This window comes from Geminocystis sp. GBBB08 (assembly GCF_016743215.1).
Lineage (GTDB): Bacteria > Cyanobacteriota > Cyanobacteriia > Cyanobacteriales > Cyanobacteriaceae > Geminocystis.
Window position 1 is genome coordinate 1 of the sequence record NZ_VRZC01000061.1, and the last position, 20,060, is coordinate 20,060.

At 32.2% G+C, this 20,060-nt stretch carries 22 protein-coding genes, 2 pseudogenes and 1 riboswitch; of the genes and pseudogenes, 12 read left to right on the forward strand and 12 right to left on the reverse strand.

Annotation, left to right across the window (positions count from 1 at the left end; genetic code table 11):
* A partial coding sequence (locus tag FWJ34_RS09690) for a prepilin peptidase (RefSeq protein WP_308255115.1) occupies positions 1 to 388 on the reverse strand: 388 nt, incomplete at its 3' end.
* 94 nt (positions 389 to 482) lie between these two features.
* On the opposite strand from FWJ34_RS09690, the gene FWJ34_RS09695 reads away from it, so the two are divergent.
* The 4 genes from FWJ34_RS09695 (at position 483) to FWJ34_RS09710 (ending at position 3,668) form a co-directional block, all read left to right on the forward strand.
* On the forward strand, positions 483 to 1,337 hold the full coding sequence (locus tag FWJ34_RS09695) for an alpha/beta hydrolase (protein ID WP_308255116.1): 855 nt from the start codon (positions 483 to 485) through the stop codon (positions 1,335 to 1,337).
* A 236-nt stretch (positions 1,338 to 1,573) separates the two neighbouring features.
* Positions 1,574 to 2,512 (forward strand): cysteine synthase A, encoded by a 939-nt coding sequence (cysK, locus tag FWJ34_RS09700; RefSeq protein WP_308255117.1) that lies wholly within the window; start codon positions 1,574 to 1,576, stop codon positions 2,510 to 2,512.
* 2 nt (positions 2,513 to 2,514) lie between these two features.
* A complete protein-coding gene (locus FWJ34_RS09705; RefSeq protein WP_308255118.1) occupies positions 2,515 to 3,204 on the forward strand; it encodes a DnaJ domain-containing protein in 690 nt (229 codons plus the stop codon).
* 314 nt (positions 3,205 to 3,518) lie between these two features.
* Positions 3,519 to 3,668 (forward strand): hypothetical protein, encoded by a 150-nt coding sequence (locus FWJ34_RS09710; RefSeq protein WP_308255119.1) that lies wholly within the window; start codon positions 3,519 to 3,521, stop codon positions 3,666 to 3,668.
* Between the two features lie 152 nt (positions 3,669 to 3,820).
* On the opposite strand, the gene FWJ34_RS09715 is transcribed toward FWJ34_RS09710, so the two are convergent.
* Positions 3,821 to 4,399, reverse strand: a complete 579-nt coding sequence (locus tag FWJ34_RS09715; protein ID WP_308255120.1) for a TerB family tellurite resistance protein — start codon at positions 4,397 to 4,399, stop codon at positions 3,821 to 3,823.
* Between the two features lie 172 nt (positions 4,400 to 4,571).
* Between FWJ34_RS09715 and FWJ34_RS09720 the strand changes: the two genes are divergently transcribed.
* The 4 genes and pseudogenes from FWJ34_RS09720 (at position 4,572) to FWJ34_RS09735 (ending at position 8,357) form a co-directional block, all read left to right on the forward strand.
* Complete coding sequence (locus FWJ34_RS09720; protein WP_308255121.1) at positions 4,572 to 5,408, forward strand: prephenate/arogenate dehydrogenase; 837 nt, start codon at positions 4,572 to 4,574, stop codon at positions 5,406 to 5,408.
* A gap of 190 nt (positions 5,409 to 5,598) precedes the next feature.
* A pseudogene (locus tag FWJ34_RS09725) lies at positions 5,599 to 6,910 on the forward strand (dihydroorotase).
* A 54-nt stretch (positions 6,911 to 6,964) separates the two neighbouring features.
* Positions 6,965 to 7,468, forward strand: coding sequence for a DUF29 domain-containing protein (locus FWJ34_RS09730; RefSeq protein ID WP_396231817.1), 504 nt, complete (start codon positions 6,965 to 6,967; stop codon positions 7,466 to 7,468).
* Positions 7,469 to 7,691: 223 nt separating this feature from the next.
* Positions 7,692 to 8,357, forward strand: a complete 666-nt coding sequence (locus FWJ34_RS09735) for a cell division protein SepF (protein WP_308255122.1) — start codon at positions 7,692 to 7,694, stop codon at positions 8,355 to 8,357.
* 155 nt (positions 8,358 to 8,512) lie between these two features.
* On the opposite strand, the gene FWJ34_RS09740 is transcribed toward FWJ34_RS09735, so the two are convergent.
* Together FWJ34_RS09740 and FWJ34_RS09745 are read right to left on the reverse strand one after the other, a co-directional pair.
* Entirely contained in the window at positions 8,513 to 9,538 is a 1,026-nt protein-coding gene (locus FWJ34_RS09740) for an ABC transporter permease (protein WP_308255123.1), read from the reverse strand.
* Between the two features lie 270 nt (positions 9,539 to 9,808).
* A complete protein-coding gene (locus FWJ34_RS09745) occupies positions 9,809 to 10,069 on the reverse strand; it encodes a hypothetical protein (protein ID WP_308255124.1) in 261 nt (86 codons plus the stop codon).
* Positions 10,070 to 10,201: 132 nt separating this feature from the next.
* Here FWJ34_RS09745 and FWJ34_RS09750 point away from each other — a divergent pair, with 132 nt between their 5' ends.
* Both FWJ34_RS09750 and FWJ34_RS09755 read left to right on the forward strand, forming a co-directional pair.
* A complete protein-coding gene (locus tag FWJ34_RS09750) occupies positions 10,202 to 10,768 on the forward strand; it encodes a Uma2 family endonuclease (RefSeq protein ID WP_308255125.1) in 567 nt (188 codons plus the stop codon).
* Between the two features lie 104 nt (positions 10,769 to 10,872).
* Positions 10,873 to 12,582, forward strand: a complete 1,710-nt coding sequence (locus tag FWJ34_RS09755; RefSeq protein ID WP_308255126.1) for an ABC transporter ATP-binding protein/permease — start codon at positions 10,873 to 10,875, stop codon at positions 12,580 to 12,582.
* A 110-nt stretch (positions 12,583 to 12,692) separates the two neighbouring features.
* On the opposite strand, the gene FWJ34_RS09760 is transcribed toward FWJ34_RS09755, so the two are convergent.
* From FWJ34_RS09760 to FWJ34_RS09795, 8 genes are all read right to left on the reverse strand, one after another.
* Complete coding sequence (locus FWJ34_RS09760) at positions 12,693 to 13,127, reverse strand: photosystem I reaction center subunit II (protein WP_308255127.1); 435 nt, start codon at positions 13,125 to 13,127, stop codon at positions 12,693 to 12,695.
* A gap of 191 nt (positions 13,128 to 13,318) precedes the next feature.
* Positions 13,319 to 14,080 carry an ABC transporter ATP-binding protein gene (locus tag FWJ34_RS09765; RefSeq protein ID WP_308255128.1) on the reverse strand — a complete coding sequence of 254 codons (762 nt, stop codon included), beginning with the start codon at positions 14,078 to 14,080 and terminating at the stop codon, positions 13,319 to 13,321.
* Positions 14,081 to 14,136: 56 nt separating this feature from the next.
* Positions 14,137 to 14,418, reverse strand: coding sequence for a type II toxin-antitoxin system YafQ family toxin (locus FWJ34_RS09770; RefSeq protein ID WP_308255129.1), 282 nt, complete (start codon positions 14,416 to 14,418; stop codon positions 14,137 to 14,139).
* Positions 14,399 to 14,626 (reverse strand): hypothetical protein, encoded by a 228-nt coding sequence (locus FWJ34_RS09775; protein WP_308255130.1) that lies wholly within the window; start codon positions 14,624 to 14,626, stop codon positions 14,399 to 14,401. The genes FWJ34_RS09770 and FWJ34_RS09775 overlap by 20 nt, the downstream gene beginning before the upstream one ends.
* A 139-nt stretch (positions 14,627 to 14,765) precedes the next feature.
* Complete coding sequence (gene cbiQ, locus FWJ34_RS09780) at positions 14,766 to 15,560, reverse strand: cobalt ECF transporter T component CbiQ (protein WP_308255131.1); 795 nt, start codon at positions 15,558 to 15,560, stop codon at positions 14,766 to 14,768.
* 95 nt (positions 15,561 to 15,655) lie between these two features.
* A complete protein-coding gene (locus tag FWJ34_RS09785) occupies positions 15,656 to 15,961 on the reverse strand; it encodes an energy-coupling factor ABC transporter substrate-binding protein (RefSeq protein WP_308255132.1) in 306 nt (101 codons plus the stop codon).
* Between the two features lie 8 nt (positions 15,962 to 15,969).
* Positions 15,970 to 16,692 carry an energy-coupling factor ABC transporter permease gene (locus FWJ34_RS09790; RefSeq protein WP_396231819.1) on the reverse strand — a complete coding sequence of 241 codons (723 nt, stop codon included), beginning with the start codon at positions 16,690 to 16,692 and terminating at the stop codon, positions 15,970 to 15,972.
* A gap of 64 nt (positions 16,693 to 16,756) precedes the next feature.
* A riboswitch (cobalamin riboswitch) is annotated at positions 16,757 to 16,904 on the reverse strand.
* A 228-nt stretch (positions 16,905 to 17,132) separates the two neighbouring features.
* Positions 17,133 to 17,450 carry an antibiotic biosynthesis monooxygenase gene (locus FWJ34_RS09795; RefSeq protein WP_308255134.1) on the reverse strand — a complete coding sequence of 106 codons (318 nt, stop codon included), beginning with the start codon at positions 17,448 to 17,450 and terminating at the stop codon, positions 17,133 to 17,135.
* Between the two features lie 132 nt (positions 17,451 to 17,582).
* Here FWJ34_RS09795 and rodA point away from each other — a divergent pair.
* Both rodA and argB read left to right on the forward strand, forming a co-directional pair.
* A pseudogene (gene rodA, locus FWJ34_RS09800) lies at positions 17,583 to 18,812 on the forward strand (rod shape-determining protein RodA).
* A gap of 149 nt (positions 18,813 to 18,961) precedes the next feature.
* Positions 18,962 to 19,849, forward strand: a complete 888-nt coding sequence (gene argB / locus FWJ34_RS09805) for an acetylglutamate kinase (RefSeq protein ID WP_308255135.1) — start codon at positions 18,962 to 18,964, stop codon at positions 19,847 to 19,849.
* Positions 19,850 to 20,060 lie beyond the last annotated feature (211 nt).

Below are 20,060 nucleotides of genomic sequence, written 5' to 3' on the forward strand. Positions count from 1 at the left end.
GAGTAAGAGAGTTAGGTAATGTCATGGTATCCATATCTATCAACCCTAAAGCAATTAACCAACTCAGGAAAATCACATAACCGACACTTAACCATGTAAAACCAAATTGATAAAATACTAAAATAAAAAATAACCCTGTTATTGCTTCTATCAGAGGATAGCGAGGTGAAATGGCAGTATGACACCAACGACATTTACCTTGTAACCATAACCAACCGATAACGGGGATATTTTCTGTTTTACCTAAAAGATGTTTACATTTTGGGCATCTTGAGGGAGGATTTATCAAAGATATATTTGCCGGGATGCGATAAATTACCACATTCAGAAAACTACCAATACACGCACCCCAAATAAATATAATTAGATAGATGAAAAAGTTAGCCATAGGTAATTATTTAGATTGCGTCTCAAGTTAAAATATACTGAAGAGAAATAAATTTATTATTATCAATTATTTTTCTAATTTTATCTATTGAAACATGATTATTGATCCCCAAGGAAAAATTAATATTAGAGGAGTAAATCATTATTACCAATGGATTCGACAACCCTCAGAAAACAATAATCCTAAGCCTGTCATGGTTTTTATTCACGGTTGGGGAGGCTCTTGTCGATACTGGTATAATACAGCTAAAGCGATCTCTGATGAATATGATTGTTTACTCTATGATATGCGTGGTTTTGGTAAATCAACAGAAGAAAAACCAGTAAATATTGGTTATGAATTAGAAGATTATGCTCAAGATTTATTAATACTATTAGATATATTTAACCTCGATAAAATTTATTTTAATGCCCATTCTATGGGAGCATCAATAGGAGTAATTTTGTTAAATTTAGCCCCTGAAAGAATCCATAAAGCTATCTTAACTTGCAATGGAATTTTTATTTATAATGCCCTTGCTTTTTCCGCTTTTCATCAACTAGGTGCTTATGTAGTTAAATTTCGTTACAATTGGTTTTTAAAAGTACCTTTTGCTGATAAAATGTTCATGGCTAGATTCTTATATCAAAGGATTCCAAAAGAGATGAGTATTGCTTTTTTAGAAGATTTTTTATTAGCAGATTATAACGCTGCCTTAAAGACAATTTATTCTTCCGTAAGTAAAAAAGCAGTGGATATTATGCCTCAAGAATTTGCGAAAATAAAAGTACCAACTTTATTAATTTCAGGAGAAAAAGATCAAATAATTCCCTCATATAAGGGAAAAGCAGCTGCGGTTTTAAATAGGGATAATATTGATTATGTAGAAATTCCCCAAACTGGCCATTTTCCTATGTTAGAAGATAGTCAAACTTATTTAACTACTATCAAAAATTTTTTGAAAAATTAAAGGTTTTTAATATGTTTATATTATAAAAGTGTGTAAGAAGGTTTGTCGTAAGGGATTTATCCCTAATTTTACTAATTATTGAAAATATCTACTAAGCTAAAACGCATTTAACTTGCATTTTTTAAAATTAGTAAAAAATCAAAGAAACTCTTTAAAATTTAGAATTTAGAATGAGGAAATTTTGCCAATTGCCCATTGCCTATATAATTAATAAAAATATATCCTATTAGTACATAATGAAAATTGTTAATAATATCACCGAATTAGTCGGTAAAACTCCATTAATTAAACTTAATCGTATTCCTCAACAAGAAAACTGTGTTGCTGAAATTATTGTTAAATTGGAGGGCATGAATCCTTCCGCTTCTGTCAAAGATCGTATTGGCGTTAATATGATTAATGTTGCCGAAAAAGCAGGTTTAATTAAACCAGGAAAAACCATTTTAGTTGAGCCTACTTCTGGTAACACTGGTATTGCTTTAGCTATGGCAGCCGCCGCAAAAGGTTATCAGTTAATTTTAACCATGCCTGAAACTATGAGTGAAGAAAGACGGGCAATGTTACGCGCTTATGGGGCAACATTAGAGTTAACCCCAGGTAGTGAAGGTATGAGAGGTTGCATTCAACGGGCTCAAGAAATTCTTGATACTACTCCCAATGCCTATATGTTGCAACAATTCCAAAACCCCGCTAATCCTCAAATTCATTATCAAACCACTGGCGAAGAAATTTGGGATGATACTGATGGTAAAATTGATTTCCTTGTGGCGGGTGTCGGCACTGGTGGTACCATTACTGGTGTCACTGAAGTCATTAAACCCAAAAAACCTACTTTTAAGGCGATCGCCATTGAGCCTAAAAATAGTTCTGTATTATCAGGTGGAAAACCTGGCCCTCATAAAATACAAGGCATTGGTGCTGGTTTCATCCCTGAAGTATTACGATTAGAGTTAATCGATGAAATTATCACTGTTACTGATGATGAAGCGATGATTTATGCTAGAAGATTAGCACGGCAAGAAGGCATTTTATCAGGAATTTCCACTGGTGCGGCTTTGGCTGGGGCGATAAAATTAGGTCAAAGATCTGAAAATAAAGGTAAACTAATTGTCATGATTCAACCTAGTTTCGGAGAACGATACTTAAGTACTCCATTGTTTAAAGATTTCAGTTAAAAATGAATTATTACGAAATTTTACAAGTAGAAATTAATGCTTCTACAACGGAAATAAAACAAGCCTATCGGCGTTTAGTTAAAGAATTTCATCCTGATAGTAACCATAAAAATGCTAACCATGATTTAATTATTATCTTAAATGCCGCTTATGAGGTGCTTAGTGATGAACAAAATCGTCATATTTATGATCAAAAATTAAGTCAACAATTTGCTAATACTGTTAGTTATCGACAAGAAAAAAGTCAAACAGCTTCTACATATTATCAGCAAAATAGGCAACAACAAAAACAACGAGATATTTCTCAATGTCAGTGGTTAAAAGAAGTTTATTTTCCTGTTAATCGTTTAATTTCTGAGATTATTATGCCCTTAGAAATACAAATTGAACATTTATCTGCTGATGTATTTGATGATTGTTTAATGTTAATTTTCACTAATTATTTAAACAAATGTTATCAAAATTTTACTCAAGCTAGAAATATTTTATCATCTCAACCAAATCCTAGTTTATATGCCGGAATTGCTGCTAATCTTTATTATGGATTAAACCATATTAATGATGGTATTGAAGAGTTGGAAAGATTCACTATCACCTATGACGATTATTATTTACATACTGGTAGAGAATTGTTTAATTTAGCAGATGACATTAATCAATCAGCTTCAGAAATGGTAGAAAAATTTATTTAATTATTAGATTTTTTTTTTAATAATTACTAAATTTGTAAACACAATACAAAATTGATATAGCATTCTTATTTAGGTTGTGTCTGGTAAAATTAAATATTTTGTCATTTGTCATTTGTTATTGTGAACAAGGATTTTAACTGATTTTTGATAGTCTTTGATTGTTTACAAATCCTAAACGGATTGCTATATGTTATGATCATCCTCATAGCAGTTTTAAATCACTACTGATCAAATTTTTGTCGGTAATGGATTAGCGAAGGAGTAATGCTAATAAATATTAATGATCATTTATCTCTATCAATCATTGAAAAATTATGAACCAATTAATTCAAAAAATTACCATTATTACTACCTTAATCGTTGTCGCTTATCCCGCCCATGATTTTATCAGAGATTTTGCCAGTAATCGCATAGCTAGAGTACAAAATACTAACTATAATTTTTCTCGTTATTTACGCTCTTAATTTTGCTACGGATAATTATTTATAATTAGAGACGGGCAAGAGGCCCGTTTTACATATTGTTCTTTTATTATTGTTTCAATTAACCTGATATTATGTCAAAACCCTTGATTTTAATAGCCTTATGATTCTCAGCAACAAACCCTAATTACTAATTAAATCTCAATTTTTTTAAAGAGAATTTTTTTTACATTTGCCATAAATGCTTTGAAAGGATGTTGGAATTTTTCTAATTCTTTATCAGCTTCCCATTCAATTTTTTTGACTAAATTCTCCTCGATTTCTAGTAACTGTAATAATTGGCGATAAATTACTTTTTCTGAAGCAGAAATTAAATTACCCTCATCATCAGCACTGGCTTTAACTACCATATAAGCCAACTTTATCGCTAAACAACGATCTTCAATGGTTTTTATTGGTGCCACTAAATCTTCTAAAGGAATTGAATTATTTTTATAACTATTAAGAATATCTTTAAACGCTAACTCAGCCTCTATTCTTTCTTGTATTTGTTCATAAATAGCAGGATTTGCCGACACTGTATCATATAATGTCATATTATCGCCCATATAAGCTATCGGTTCTGGATCTACTGGTAAATCTGTTTTAAACAATTCTAGCAATACATCTGTTTCTTCTTTACTTAAATTCCCGTCTGCCCAGGCGATCGCACTCATAAGGTGTAAAATATTTAAGTGAGATTCTGAGAAATAAACATTTGATTTTTCCATCATTTTAAAATATACATTTATTTAATCAAGAATATTAACTATTTCTATCATTATCAGAGAAAAAAAGAGAATATTGCTAAAAAAATTAATGTAATTTAATTAATCTTTAAAGAATAAATTTAATTCAAAATTTGTCATTAAGACTTTAGTCCTTCGGTTTTTTGGAGTAAAATAAGTGAAAATAGGTATCATTGGCTTAGGTTTAATCGGTGGTTCGTTAGGTTTAGATTTAACTCGTCAAGGTTATAATGTTATCGGAATTTCTCGTCAATTAACTACTTGTAATCTTGCTATAAAAAAACGGATAGTCACCGATGCTACTGTTGATTTTTCAATTTTGGCAGAAACAGAACTAATTTTTATTTGTACCCCTATAGAAGCCATTTTAAGCACTATTAAGAGTATAATTCAATATCTACCTCGAAAAACAATTATTACTGATGTAGGTTCTGTTAAAGGTGCTATCGTCTATAAAGCCACAGAATTATGGGGTAATTTTGTCGGAAGTCATCCCATGGCTGGTACGATAAATCAAGGCATTGAAGCAGCAGAATTTGATTTATTTAAAAATGCCCCTTGTGTTATTACTCCAGTAAAAAATACTTCTACCGATGCTATCCATAAAGTAACTCAAATATGGCGATCGCTAGGATGTAAGATGTACGAATCAACACCAGAGATACATGATCAAGCGGTAGCATGGATTTCTCATTTACCCGTAATGATAAGTGCAAATTTAATTAATAGTTGTCTTAATAATGACAATCAAGAAGTGATAGAATTAGCACAAAATTTAGCAAGTTCAGGATTTAAAGATACAAGCAGAGTAGGAGGGGGAAATGTGGAATTAGGGTTAATGATGGCACAATATAATCGTAAACAATTATTAGTTACATTGAAAGAATATCAAGAAAATTTAAGTAAAATCATCGAAAATATTGAACAAAAAAAATGGAATAAATTAACAGAAATTCTCACAAAAACTCAACAAGAAAGAGCTAAATTTTTATAATTTATGCAAACTTTTAACTTATGACGAATAAATATTTTTTTTATTAAGAGAATGAAACTGCCTAGCCTCTAACAAAATGGAAAATTAAATAAAAAAATTATCCCTAATTCCTGATAACTTCTCGACCATAAAAGACTATACTTAAACAAGTTAAAATTATCCATTTTCATAATAAATTATTAAGATAACTATGACGTCTGATTTATTAATTCACAACGCAGAAATTTTATTGCCTAACGGCGGGTATTTTCTTGGGAGATTTGTTGATTAAAGAAGGAAAAATTGCCGAAATTGCCCCTAAATTAACTAGTGATACCGCACAAGTTATCGATGCTACTGGTTTAACTTTACTACCCGGTGTCATCGATCCCCAAGTCCATTTTCGTGAACCCGGATTAGAACACAAAGAAGACCTTTTTACCGCCTCCTGTGCCTGTGCTAAGGGAGGGGTCACATCCTTCCTTGAAATGCCTAATACCATCCCTTTAACCACCACTCAGGCAATTTTAGATGACAAGTTATACCGTGCTAGTCAAAAATGTTTAGTTAATTATGGCTTTTTTATGGGTGCTACCGCAGAAAATTTGGATGATTTGCGAAATGCCAACCCCGCTTGTGGTATAAAAATCTTTATGGGATCTAATCATGGCGCATTATTAGTAAGTACAGAAACTGAAATTGAACCTATCTTCGCTAAAGGTAGCCGTTTAATTGCTGTTCATGCAGAAGATCAAGCTAGAATTGTAGAAAGAAAAATACTGTTCAAAGGTAACACAGATCCAGCTATTCATTCCGTGATTCAAGACGAAAAAACCGCCCTTAATGCCACCAAATTGGCAGTAAAATTGGCCAATAAATATCAACGCCGTTTACACATCTTACATCTTAGTACTGGCATTGAAGCTGAATATTTACGAGAATATAAAACTCCATGGATTTCCACAGAAGTCACCCCTCAACATCTTTTATTAAATACCAACGACTATCAAAGAATTGGCACTTTAGCACAAATGAATCCCCCTTTGCGATCGCCTGAAAATAACGAAATTTTATGGAGGGCGTTATTAGATGGAGTAATTGATTGTATTGCAACAGATCATGCACCTCATACTTTACAAGAAAAAGCGAAACCTTATCCTCATAGCCCTTCAGGAATGCCAGGGGTTGAAACTTCACTGCCATTAATGTTAACGGAATACAAAAAAGGACGATGTACCCTTACTCAAGTGGTAAAATGGATGTGTACCAATCCGGCAAAACTGTATAATATTCCTAATAAAGGAGAAATAATTGTCGGTTATGATGCGGATTTAATCTTGGTAGATTTACATAACTATAAACCTGTATTAAAAGAAAATTTAGCTACAAAATGCGGTTGGAGTCCTTTTGAAGGTTGGAATTTAACGGGCTTTCCCGTATATACTATCGTCAATGGAAATATAGCTTTGGAAAAAGGAAAACTAAATACTAATGTAAGAGGAAAAGCCTTAAATTTCTTATAATTTTTAACGTAAAAATCATCAAAGAAAGAATTAAAAAAGTTTGTAGTCAGAACTTTGGTTAAAAAAAATCATCAAGAAATAAATAAAAATATGGATATTCAAGTCATTGAAAAACCGACTAATGAAACAATTTGTTTATATGAAAAAGATTTTTTTCTTTGGTTAGAAACTACAGGATTATTATTAAAAGAGGGAAGATTAAATGAATTAGATATACCCAATTTGTTAGAAGAAATACAAACTCTGGGGAGAAGTGAAAGAAATAGTATTACCAGCAATTTAGAGGTTTTATTAATGCACTTATTAAAGTATCAATATCAACCTCAAAAACGTACTAATAGTTGGCGTTTAACTATTTATGAACATCGAGACAGAATTATGGAATCTTTAAAACAAAGTCCAAGTTTAAGGGTATATTATCAAGAAAAATTATTAACTTGTTATCAAAAAGCGAGAAAAAAAGCATCCATTGAAACTGGTTTAAATATAGCAACTTTTCCTGAAAATTTACCTTTTGAATTGGACTTAATTTTAAATATTGATTATTTACCAGAATGAATGTATTAATTTTAATAGAGGTTTTTTTGTAACGTTTTTAACAATCCCAAAAGACTTACTACCAGTTTGACAAGGCTTAACTACTAAAAACTGCGATCGCCTGATTAAATAGGAGTCTTCAAAATTTTACCGATAAGATAAAATAAGTTTTATTTTTATTATATTTTTGTGTGGAATCACAAACTTTGTACTATTATACTAGAGTCGTTGAGGAATTAAACAAGTGAGTAATTTTTTAGGAAAATTAAAAGATATTATTGGTGGAGGACAGCAAGATTACCAATATTACGAAGATGAAATCGAGAATATGGCTACCCAAGATTTACCGAAAGAGACAAAAACTGTTGAACCTGTAAAGGAAGTACAACAGCCAGAGCCTCAAGTAGTACAATCTGCCACTCCTTCTCGTCGTCGTCAACGGGATAAATCGCACCTGAAAATGGAGTTATCTTCACCTTCTTATATGGATATGGACAGTAGTATCGGAAGTAGTTTACCCAGTAACGTTATCGGAATGCCAGGAGTTAATAACATTGTGAATGAAGTTGTTGTCATTGAGCCTCACACTTTTGATGAAATTCCCCAAGTAATTCAAACTTTGAAAGAACAAAGATGTGTGGTATTAAACTTAAATATAATGGAGCCTGATGAAGCACAAAGAGCTGTGGATTTTGTCGCAGGTGGTACATACGCTATTGACGGCCATCAAGAGAGAATTGGAGAAAGTATCTTTTTATTCACTCCTAGAAGCGTTAAAGTGAGTACTGTATCGGGTAGCTCTTATCAAGTTAGAGAGCCTATTGTAAGCAATAGTAGTTTAGGTAGTTCTTTTTCTGAGTCTCTTTGGGAAGATGATTCTACCTCTGTTAACTCTAAAATAGCACAGTAAACTAAAAATTTGAGGCTAAACCTTGCTTTTCACCTTAACTTCTAACCAATGCTACTCCCGTATCTTATACGAGCTGAATATATAAGGGTTAAATATATAAGGGCTTAATATCTTAAGCCCCTACTCTCTGAAACAATTATGTAATAATTTTAATGTTAATATCGAATACGAGGATCAATTAAAGCGTTAACAATATCAATTAAAATACTAGCAAATACTACTATTACACCAAAAAATACCATAATTCCCTGTACGGTGGGATAATCTCTCAAAGAAATCGCTTCATATAATCTGTTACCTAATCCTGGCCATGAAAATGTAACTTCTGTTAAAACAGCACCTCCTAATAAAGAAGCAAAAGTTAAACCCATGACAGTTATAACGGGTATTAAACCATTCTTGAGAGCATGGGACACTAAAATTTTGTTTTCTTGAATACCTCTTGCCCTAGCGGCTTCTACATACTCAGATTTTAATGTTTGTTTTAAGTTTACTCTAACAATACGTTCAAAAATGCCACTTAATAAAATACCTAAAGTTAAACAAGGTAAAATTAGATAATGGATAGAGGTGAAAAATTGCCCTAAATTGAAAGAGAATAAGCTATCTAGGGTATATAATCCAGTAATGGTTTTCGGCGTTGCCATCCCCACTGGAAACCTTGTGCCGAGGGGAAACCAACGTAATTGTACCGCAAAAATTAACTGCATGATCATACCTACCCAAAATAATGGTAATGAGTAAGTGATAATACCAAATAATCTTCCCCCTACATCAAACACGGTATTAGGACGAGATGCTGATATGATACCAATGGTAACACCAAAGACCATAGCCACAATAATTCCAAATAAGGCTAATTCTACGGTAGCAGGAAAATATTGTTGAATAACATCCCAAACATTTAAACCACGACTACTTAAAGAAGTGCCAAGATTAAAATTAAGAACTTGTATTAAATAACGAAAATATTGTAACCATAAAGGAGCATTTAAACCTAATTCTTCTCTTAACGCTTCTTTTGCCGATTCGGGTGCTCTTGTGCCAAGTATCGCATCAGCAGGATCGCCTGGGGTTGCCCTTAATAATAAAAAAACAATAGTGATAATTGTCCATATCATTAGGGGTCCGAGTAAAATACGGGCTAAAATATAGTATTGTAAAGATTTAGAACGAGACATAAATAATAGACTTGTTACACAAGTTGCGGCAATGGGCAATAGGCAATGGGGAATGGGCGATGGGCAATGGGTAACAATGCACTGGTAAAATCTTCATTCTAAATTCTAAATTCTAAATTCTAAATTCTAAAAAATTAATACTGCATTTTATTTTTCTCAAAGCTATGGTAACAAAGATTAACAATGGGTTGAAACCCCTTGCATTGCCTTGTATTGCCTTGCATTGACTCTATACAATTAATTTTGCATGAGTAATTACAGTTAATTTTACTATTTTTTCTCCTCTAAACCTAAATTTTTCATACTTGCTTTTAATTCTTTCCAAAGATTTTTAATTTGAAGATAAGCACTTTGAGAGGAAATTTTCCCATTAGTTTCTAAGTTACAAACATAGCTTACTTTTTGAGCAAATTCTTGTAAGTTAGCGTTGAAAACTAAATTTTCTGGGCTAAACTCTCCACGATAGGAAGCATGAGGAAAGATAAAATTTTCTTTATCTCGTTGATTTTGATTTTTGTCGTTATCTGTCACAGTCACAATTCCTTCATTTGAAATGAAATTAGCAAAAATCTAGCATAACATTTTTACTGATTTTGATTTTACACAATATTGAAGATTATCATTGTTATATTAGATTCAATAATAATTAAAAAATGTGGTGTTATGGTTCAAACATTAGAAAAAACCGTATCTTTTGAAGAGTATTTAGCTTTATCTGGTAGTAATGATTATAAATGTGAATTCGTGAATGGAGAATTAATTATTATGCCCCCTGCTAGTGGTTTTCATGCTTTAATTATGCGCTTGGTATTTAAGTTACTTGAGCAAGAAATTGAAAGATTAAAATTAACTTATTTAGTAATGCCGGGTAATGTAGGTGTAAGAATTTCTAAAAATAAAGCCCGAATTCCTGATTTAATGATTTTATCACCAGAACAATGCACAGAAATAAAAAGTTTAAATTCGGCAATTATTGAGTCTTCTCCTTTCTTAGTTATCGAAATTGTTAGCAAGGGAAATAGTGAAGATGACTACCGTTATAAACGCTCAGAATATGCAACGATGGAGATTCCTGAATATTGGATTATCGATCCTTTTGAGCAAAAAATTTCTATTTTATTATTAGTAGCTGGTTTTTATGATGTCACTGAATTTAAAGATGAAGAAATCATTAAATCTGCTTTATTTCCTGAATTAAATATTACAGTTAATCAAGTTTTAAATCAATAAAATATTTCTGCGCTTTTTCTGAGATAATAAGATTCATCAATTTTTCTTTAAATAATTGTGGGCATTGCCTACCCTACTAAATTTGATTTTGAGACTCATTAAATATGCGTGGTTTTAATTTTAGTGTTTTTAGTCGCTTTTGGGCGATCGCCAAATTGTATTGGTTAGGAAATGAAAAAAAAGGAGCTTTTACTCTTTTAATTGTTTTAGGATTATTATTAGTTGGTTATACTCAATTAAGTGTTTTATTAAATACAGCTCAAGGAGATTTAATTTCTACTTTATCTGCAAAAAATGAGACAAAATTTTGGGAAACTGTCTTGAGATTTTTAGTGATTTTAGTAGTTTATGTCCCTTTATTTGCGGGATTTTCTTATACTCAAAGTAAATTAGGTTTATATTGGCGAAAATGGTTAAGTGAACATTTTTTAGATAAGTATTTTAGCAATAGATCTTTTTATCAATTAGCTGCAAAAAATATTGATATTGATAATCCAGATCAACGAATTTCTGAAGATATTAGAAGTTTTACTCAAGATTCTTTACTATTTTTATTAGTAGTTGTTCAATCTATTTTACAAGTAATAGCTTTTAGTTTTGTTTTGTGGTCAATTTCACAAAAGTTAGTTATCTTTTTATTAGTTTATTCTCTTGTGGGAACTTTAATTGCTACAGGGGTTTTTGGGAAAAAATTAGTTAGTTTAAATTTTAGCCAATTACAAAAAGAAGCTAACTTTCGTTTCGGTTTAGTCAGGGTAAGAGAAAACTCTGAATCTATCGCTTTTTATCAAGGAGAAAGCCAAGAAAAAAACAACTTAAATAACCTATTTACTGACTTATATAAAAACTTCAATGCTTTAATTATTTGGCAAGAATTGTATTTAGGATTGTTTATTAATACTTTTGAATTTTTACCCTATGTTATTCCAGCTATTGTGGTTGCACCAAGTGTTTTTTCAGGTGATTTAGAAGTAGGAAAAGTTAGTGAAGCAACGGGAGCATTTGCTAGGGTATTTTATTCTTTAAATATCATCGTTAGTCGTTTCCAATCTTTGACAACTTTTGCCGCTGGAATCAATCGTTTATCTAGTTTTTATCAATTTTTATCTCCTGAAGAAAAAGCCGATTTATTAACGAAAAAGAACCTTGAAAATCGCATAATTGATACTATTGAAAATGGACAATTAGCCATCGAACATTTAACTTTACAAACTCCTAATTATCAAAACACATTAATGGAAAATGTGAGCTTCAATTTACCTCAAGGAAAAGGTTTATTAATTATGGGTACAAGTGGTTGCGGTAAGAGTTCATTATTACGGGCGATCGCCGGATTATGGAATTCAGGCACTGGGGCAATTTTTCGCCCAGAATTGAATAAAATGTTATTCTTACCTCAAAAACCTTACATGATTATTGGCACATTAAGAGAACAGTTGATATATCCTAGTCTCACAAAAAAGATTACAGAAAATGAATTGCAAAATATCTTAAATATAGTCAATTTACCTCATTTAGCCGAAAAATTTGGAGGTTTTGAAGTAGAAAAAGACTGGGGAGAGGTGCTATCTTTAGGAGAACAACAAAGAGTCGCTTTTGCTCGTATTTTGATTAATCAACCACAATACGCTATTCTTGATGAGGCTACCAGTGCCTTAGATGCAAAAAATGAAGCGAATTTATATAAACATCTTTTGGAAACAAACACGACTTTTATTAGCGTTGGCCATCGTGAAAGTTTAAGAACTTATCACCAAATTTTACTGCAAATATCTGATAATAAATTGTGGCAATTGTCAAAAATTAACGATTAAAAATGTGCAGTGGGCAATGCCCACCATTTTAATTAAGTATTAAAAACAAGACATTGATGATTAACAGGCAAGATGCCTGTGTCACAAATATAGATTAATACTATATATAACTATACTTCGTAAGGTGCTTTACCAGAGAATTTGAGGGTGACAGGCTCTGGATTTTTACCAATGCTTCTGTCAATTTTACCGTTAAATTCACGACCTTCATTAACTTTCTCAGGGAATACACCATCAGCAGGATGAAGATATTGGATTTCACCAGTAGGATATACACGGTAAATTTTGTAATCTTCAATTTTAGGCTTAAATTTGGTGCGAAATTGAGTGCCAAGGGCTAAAGCTTGTTCTTTACGGGCAAAATAAAATAAATTTTCACCTTCATTCATAATGGCAGCGCCACCAGTAGGTAATTCAAAAACTTGCTCTTTTTTACTTGTCCAAGTAATAGCATATTTTTCCTCTCTGTCAGCAGCAGAAAGTAAACCGCCAGTGCTACCACCAAATTTAGGTAATTGTCCAGTGAGTTGAATTGTTTCGCTCATACAGATATTGCTTTTATGGTAATTATATTTACTATCTAGGCAATGCTACCACTGACATTGACATAATTGCTCATCTTTGTTATGAACTGTAACAGTTTGTTACTTTATGTAGAGATATGTGTTTGAAATTGCTCTAAAAAAAAGAGGATGATACGATCACACCTCCTTACTATAATATTGCGAAAAAATAATTAATTGTCTATTATTGATGTTCTTAATTTTAATTCTAAGGGTATATCTAGGTCTAATTGTTCTAAAAGGATTTTTTGCTCAAAAACTTGTTTTGGTGTACCTTCCAGAGCAATTTTCCCCCTATCCATGACAAAAATCCAGTCTGCCCATCGATAAATAAAATCAAGATCGTGAGTTGCTAATAAGATAGTTGTGCCTTCCTTGAAAATTTGCTCTAATTGTTTAATCAGTTCTTTTCTTTGTTTCGGATCAAGGTATGCTGTTGGTTCGTCTAATAATAATATCTTGGGTTTAAGAATCATAACATCGGCGATCGCCAAACGTTTTTTTTGCCCTAAACTAAGATAATTAACCGGAAAATGGGCTAATTCTGTTAAATTAAAATCTTTTAAAGTAATAGCTACTCTTTGCTCAATTTCTATATTTGGTATCCCTAAATTACACAATCCATAGGATAAATCTTCTTCCACCGTAGTTGCAACTAACTGTTGTTCAGGATCTTGAAACACTAAACCTACTTGTTGATACCACTCTTTTAAAGATTGGCGATCGTAATTTAAAGGTTTCCCTGAAATGCGAATAAGCCCATGATGAGGGCGATACAAGCCATTTGCTAACCGTAAAAAAGTGGTTTTACCAGAGCCATTATTACCAATTAAACCGTAGCGTTTGCCGCCGTGAAGTTGTAAAGATAAATTTTCGATAGTCGGTTTTTGACTACAGGCATAAGTGTAAAATATTTTTTCAAATTCGATGATCATAATTAATTATCAAATACTTATTAAAGTATTAATGTTGAATTAACAGTATATTTTTATCAGTAAATATCATCGTGAATGCCAATATCAATTAACAAAATTATCATTTCTAATAACTCCCCATCTTCAGAAAAACTAAAAATAATTCTACAGTCATAAGCTACCGAAAAAGACCAAAATCCCTTCAAATTTCCTGTTAATTTATGAGATTTAATCGAAGGAGTAAAAGGATTATTTGCTAATATTTTAAGTCCATCTGTAACTTTTGATTTTAACTGAGGACTTTTTTGAATAACTTTCTGATAAGAACGCTTAAAACACTTACACCATAATATCTTCATCTTCAACCTCGTTTAAATCTGTTATCAAATCTTCCACTGTACCAACTTTAGCAGTACCGAGCGCGATCGCCTCTTTCAATTCAAGGGCATTAGCTAAAATTTCAGCTTCTCTCCTTTTTGCTTGATGATTGCGGAAAATTTCTAACAAGGAATCTTGTTCATCTGCTGATAAAGTCTGAAAAGATTTAATCATCTCGATTATAGTCATTATTACACCTCCAGAGAAAAATTCTATATCTTTTTTCTTAAGAAATCAAACTGAGATAATTTAATTCATAAAATTAATTAATCATAGCCTAAGTGTAAAATATTTTTTCAAATTCTATCATTATAAGTTCTGAAATATCTTAATAATTTTGTGCCAAAACTACCACCAATAAACAACTATAACCAGCTATTGCTTCATTTATATAACGCCAATTTGTGTAATAACGGCGAGAATGCCAAACTCTTAATTCTCCCTGAAATCCTCTGGATGTTAAACCTAATGATATTTGTCGATAATTTTCTAATGATTTAGTTAATAGTTGTGCGATTGCCAAACTTAAACTATAGATTCCTCGCCGCCAGTTAAGATAACCAAAACGAGCTTTTTGAGCAGTAATTAATTCCGATGCAGTAGTAGTTAAGATAAAAATAAAGCGATACATTAATAATAATAAATCTGTCAATAAAGTAGGGCATTTATATTTTTGCAAAACAGTAATTATTTCTCCGAAGGGGACGGTTAAAAGAATAAAATACATACAAGAAGTTAAACACCATGAGCGAGTAAAAATTATGCCACTTTGTGCAATTCCTTGCTTACTCAGATAAAGGAAAAAATTACCTAATGGGAAACCAAAAATAACATCTTGTTGAAAATTATTGATAGAAGAAAAAGCCCCAATACCGATAAGTAAAGGAGGTAAACTCATCAACCAAAAACCAAAAGGAATTGCCAATAACTGACAATAAAAAACAAAGGGAATACCAGCATAAACAATTATCCAAATTATTAACCAAACACTAATTAAAATCTGAATATAACAAGAAGAGATATAACCTAAAATAAATAATAATAAGGCAAATCCTAATTTATGTTCTGGAGGAAGCGATCGCAATTTGTTACTATAAGCTAAAGAGTCAATTTGATGGTGCATTCATAGGAATTTAAAATTTAAAATGAAGAATGAAAAATTCAGAAGGGCGAATAGCTTTTTAATTGTTAATTGTTATCTTGTCGGTAGTAACTTTGTTAATGGTTATTTTTCCCTTTATAAAATCCGATAATATAACCAATAACTCCCGCCCCAAAGGCAGCTTGAGAGGCAAATAAAAGACTGGCAATTTCACTACTAGCAGGTTCAATTATCGGCTTAATCCAAGGTTTATAATTAGGTTGTATTTCTGTAATTAATTTTTGTGCTTCTGTGTCTGCACCTTCAAAATCTCCTTTGACAAAAATTAAGGGTAAGACTGTTAAACTAATTACTGCTGAAATTAACCACCAGTTGCCTTGTTTATTTTTAGATTGAGATGTTATTACTTTTTTATTAGACATAGTTTTGATTATCCTTCTTGGATTTTTAATAGTTTTAATGTTTGTAGCTCATTAATAGCATAAGATTGTAACCAATTCCACACCAACACCGTTAAAAAACCTTCACTGATGGCAAGGGGAATTTGAGTAATAGCAAAAATACCACCAAATTTGATAAATGAAGCCATAACACCACCTTCAACAGCAGGAAAAACTATTGCCAGTTGAATAGAAGTAACCACATAAGTCGCTAAATTACCTAAAGTTGCACCGAAAAAAATACCTAATTTTTGTTTCCCACAACTAACCATAATACTATAGATAACAAAAGCAACCCAAGGCCCAACAATCGCCATCGAAAAAATATTTGCCCCTAAAGTAGTTAAACCACCATGGGCTAATAATACCGCTTGAAAAAGTAATACGAGACTACCTAAAACTGACATTACGGAAGGACCGAATAAAATAGCTCCTAATCCCGTGCCTGTAGGATGAGAACAACTACCTGTCACTGAAGGGATTTTCAAAGCTGATAAGACAAAGCCAAACGCCCCTGATAAAGCTAAAAGCAGTTTTAACTCTGGATTTTTTTGTGTAACATGAGAAAGAGATTTAAACCCAAATACTAAAAAAGGTATGGTGAGAAGCCACCAAAAAACCGCCCATGACATAGGTAAAAAACCTTCGGCGATGTGCATGGCATAGGCTGGATTTGGAGAAGAAATAATAATCAAACAACTAAAACTTGCCATCAAACCTAAGCAGATTCGATTTTTAAGACGTGTATTCATTCTGTACCTCGCAGATTAACACTTATGTAGTTTATTTTATTTCGGCAGGTGTTCTGACTTATGAGCATAACTATCTCAATCACAGTTGCGGGACAGTGGTAGATTTTTACTACTCTTTCCCTGTTACCTCTCATGGTTGTTTTTTCATAAGAACCGATACTCAGACTATGACTATAGCATAGATACTTAAGTTCGATCCAAAAATCTTTGATTTACAGCGCTTTTCAGATGAATAAGCCATATTTTTTATTTCTCGCTTTCGTCGCTTTCGTCGCAAAGACACTCTTTCCGAGAATCCAAAATGTGGTTTAAAGAAATGATTTCTGCTATAGGTTGATTTTAGGAAGCAAGATTTTTGGTTTTAGATTCGTTTTTCTTAACCCTAGTTTAATTAATTATTCTTAATTTCTAATTTCTGTTGATACTTCATAAAAATCTGTTTCTGGAGGTGATACAAATAAATGCTTCATTTTTTCCATAATTTTCTGATAAATTGCACTTTGATTTTCTTCCATATCTTCTATTTTTTCCCAGATAATGAAAGCGATTCCTTCATCGGTATTTGGTTTTTGAAATAAATATGCACCTTCAAAACCTTGATTATAAGTTGCAACAGCTTGTTCAAATAATTTTTGTGCTTCAGGAAATTTTCCTGGTTTAAAAGTTGCGATCGCAATATAAGCGTATTTATGACGTAAAAAATCACTAAATTCTTGCATAGTATAATGATGAGATGAAAATTGATCTATATTGTCAATCTTAGTTTTGAAAAGATTAAAAATAATTAACGATTAATAAAGATTAATATTATTAAAAATTAAGAAATATTGATTAACATTTAAGTATTAAACGTGAATGATACAAAAAATTTCGACTGGTTTTTGATTTCCCTTGTTATCGGTATCAGTAGTTTCGGTAGCTTAATTATTTATAGCACTCAAATTTATAAAAATGGTACTGATTGGTCTAATCAATTAATTATGGTTGTCATCGGTTCAATTATATTACTTGCTTTGTCTAACTATCGTTATGAATTATTATTAAAATATCATTGGTTAATCTATGCTATTACAAATATGATGCTAGTAGCCGTGATTTTTGCCGGAGAAACCTTTAATGGCGCTAAAAGTTGGTTTAATCTTGATGGTTTTCAGTTTCAACCCTCATAATTTTCAAAAGTTGGTTTAATTATTTCTGTGTCAGCTTTATTGCATTATCGAGATGCTTCAAAATTGTCTCATTTTCTCCCAGTTATCGCTACCGTGGGTTTACCTTGGGTATTAATTATGATTCAACCAGATTTAGGCACAGGGTTAGTCTTTGGGGCAATTACTTTAACAATGTTATATTGGGCAAATGCAAATCTTGGTTGGATTTTATTAATTTTATCTCCCCTTATCTCCGCTTTTTTATTTAATATTGTTTTTCCTATTTGGCTTATTTTTGTCATCGCCATGATTTTAATTGCATGGTTTACCTTACCTTATAATTTTCGTACTCTTTGGGCTTTAGTTACTTTATTCCTTAACTATGGTGCTGGAGAATTAGGGCATCTTCTTTGGAATTTATTAAAACCTTATCAAAAAGATCGCCTAACTTTATTTCTTGAACCAGAAAAAGATCCCCTTGGGGGCGGTTATCATTTAATACAATCAAGAATTGCTATCGGTTCAGGTAAAATTACCGGGAATGGTTTCCTTGACGCTACCCAAACTCATCTTAATTTTGTTCCTGAACAACATACAGACTTTATTTATAGTGCGATCGCTGATCAATTTGGTTTTATCGGTGGGATAATCATAATTCTCCTTTATTGGTTAATGTGTTGGCGTTTGATAGTCATTGCTTTGCGATCGAGAGATAATTTTGGCTCATTATTAGCCATAGGGGTATTAGCCATGATTGCCTTTCAAACTATTATTAATATTGGTATGACTATGGGATTAGCACCAATTACCGGAATACCTTTACCTTTTCTGAGTTATGGTAGATCATCTTTACTAACAAATTTTATCGCCATTGGATTAGTAGAAGCAGTTGCCAACGCAGGGATTATCAAAGTAACAAAAACTAGAAGATAAATAGGGTTAGCTTAAAAAGTCTATCGATTAAGGAGCTATCACCTCTTTAAATCTACCGGGAGAAATACCAAAAAAAGCTATCTGTGAACAATTTTGATGTCACCTTCTTTAGTAATGTAACTTTTTGGGAAATTTAATTAATAAAAAGTATGTCAAAAGATAGAAAAGAAAGCGAATATATTTTAGAAACAGAAGCCACTAGAGTTAGAGTCTTAAGTGAAGCTCTCCCCTATATACAAAAATTTGCTGGTCGTACTATTGTGATTAAATATGGTGGGGCTGCCATGAAAGATAGTACTCTCAAAGAGTATGTAATCCGAGATATTGTCTTTTTAGCCTCCGTCGGAGTTCGTCCTGTAGTCGTTCATGGTGGCGGCCCTGAAATTAATACTTGGTTAACAAAATTAGGTATTGAACCTCAATTTAAAGATGGCTTAAGGGTGACAGATGCCGCTACAATGGATGTAGTTGAAATGGTATTAGTAGGTCGTGTTAATAAAGAATTAGTGGCAATGGTAAATAACGCCGGGGGAAAAGCCGTTGGTATTTGTGGAAAAGATGGTAATTTGGTACAAGCAAGATCCGTGGATAGAGAAAAAGTTGGTTTTGTGGGGGAAGTTTTAAGTGTTGATAGTAGTTTAGTTGAATCTTTAGTGGAAAGCGGTTACGTTCCCATTATTTCTAGTGTAGCCGCTGATAATACAGGACAAGCACATAATATCAATGCTGACACCATCGCTGGGGAAGTTGCGGCCGCTTTGAATGCAGAAAAATTAATTTTACTCACTGATACACCCGGTATTTTACGAGATTATAAAGATCCTTCTACTTTACTTTATAAACTCTCCATTCAAGACGCAAGAGACTTAATTGATGAAGGAGTTGTCGGTGGTGGCATGATTCCAAAAGTAAACTGTTGTGTTCGATCATTAGCCCAAGGAGTCAAAGCCGCCCATATTATTGATGGAAGAATTCCCCATGCGTTATTACTGGAAATTTTTACCGATGATGGTATTGGCTCAATGATTGTACCATAGTTAATTGACATTCTCCCATCACCAAATCAAAGATTATGGTGAGGGATTCTAACTTCAACCACCCAACTTATCAGCATCAAAACACATTTGTTTTGGAAGGGGAGAAAGAGGGAGAGGGGGAAGGGGGGATTTTTTTCTAATAATTGATTAATTAATAGTTAAAAACTTCTGTATCTGGCACTATCTGTTAATTTTAGAAATTGAGATTTTC

Coding starts and splice junctions, on each gene's coding strand:
- FWJ34_RS09695 (WP_308255116.1), top strand. CDS start 483: ATGATTATTGATCCCCAAGGAAAAATTAATATTAGAGGAGTAAATCAT.
- cysK (WP_308255117.1), top strand. CDS start 1,574: ATGAAAATTGTTAATAATATCACCGAATTAGTCGGTAAAACTCCATTA.
- FWJ34_RS09705 (WP_308255118.1), top strand. CDS start 2,515: ATGAATTATTACGAAATTTTACAAGTAGAAATTAATGCTTCTACAACG.
- FWJ34_RS09710 (WP_308255119.1), top strand. CDS start 3,519: ATGAACCAATTAATTCAAAAAATTACCATTATTACTACCTTAATCGTT.
- FWJ34_RS09715 (WP_308255120.1), bottom strand. CDS start 4,399: ATGATGGAAAAATCAAATGTTTATTTCTCAGAATCTCACTTAAATATT.
- FWJ34_RS09740 (WP_308255123.1), bottom strand. CDS start 9,538: ATGTCTCGTTCTAAATCTTTACAATACTATATTTTAGCCCGTATTTTA.
- FWJ34_RS09750 (WP_308255125.1), top strand. CDS start 10,202: ATGGTTCAAACATTAGAAAAAACCGTATCTTTTGAAGAGTATTTAGCT.
- FWJ34_RS09755 (WP_308255126.1), top strand. CDS start 10,873: ATGCGTGGTTTTAATTTTAGTGTTTTTAGTCGCTTTTGGGCGATCGCC.
- FWJ34_RS09760 (WP_308255127.1), bottom strand. CDS start 13,127: ATGAGCGAAACAATTCAACTCACTGGACAATTACCTAAATTTGGTGGT.
- FWJ34_RS09765 (WP_308255128.1), bottom strand. CDS start 14,080: ATGATCATCGAATTTGAAAAAATATTTTACACTTATGCCTGTAGTCAA.
- FWJ34_RS09770 (WP_308255129.1), bottom strand. CDS start 14,418: ATGAAGATATTATGGTGTAAGTGTTTTAAGCGTTCTTATCAGAAAGTT.
- FWJ34_RS09775 (WP_308255130.1), bottom strand. CDS start 14,626: ATGACTATAATCGAGATGATTAAATCTTTTCAGACTTTATCAGCAGAT.
- cbiQ (WP_308255131.1), bottom strand. CDS start 15,560: ATGCACCATCAAATTGACTCTTTAGCTTATAGTAACAAATTGCGATCG.
- FWJ34_RS09785 (WP_308255132.1), bottom strand. CDS start 15,961: ATGTCTAATAAAAAAGTAATAACATCTCAATCTAAAAATAAACAAGGC.
- FWJ34_RS09790 (WP_396231819.1), bottom strand. CDS start 16,692: ATGGCAAGTTTTAGTTGTTTGATTATTATTTCTTCTCCAAATCCAGCC.
- FWJ34_RS09795 (WP_308255134.1), bottom strand. CDS start 17,450: ATGCAAGAATTTAGTGATTTTTTACGTCATAAATACGCTTATATTGCG.
- argB (WP_308255135.1), top strand. CDS start 18,962: ATGTCAAAAGATAGAAAAGAAAGCGAATATATTTTAGAAACAGAAGCC.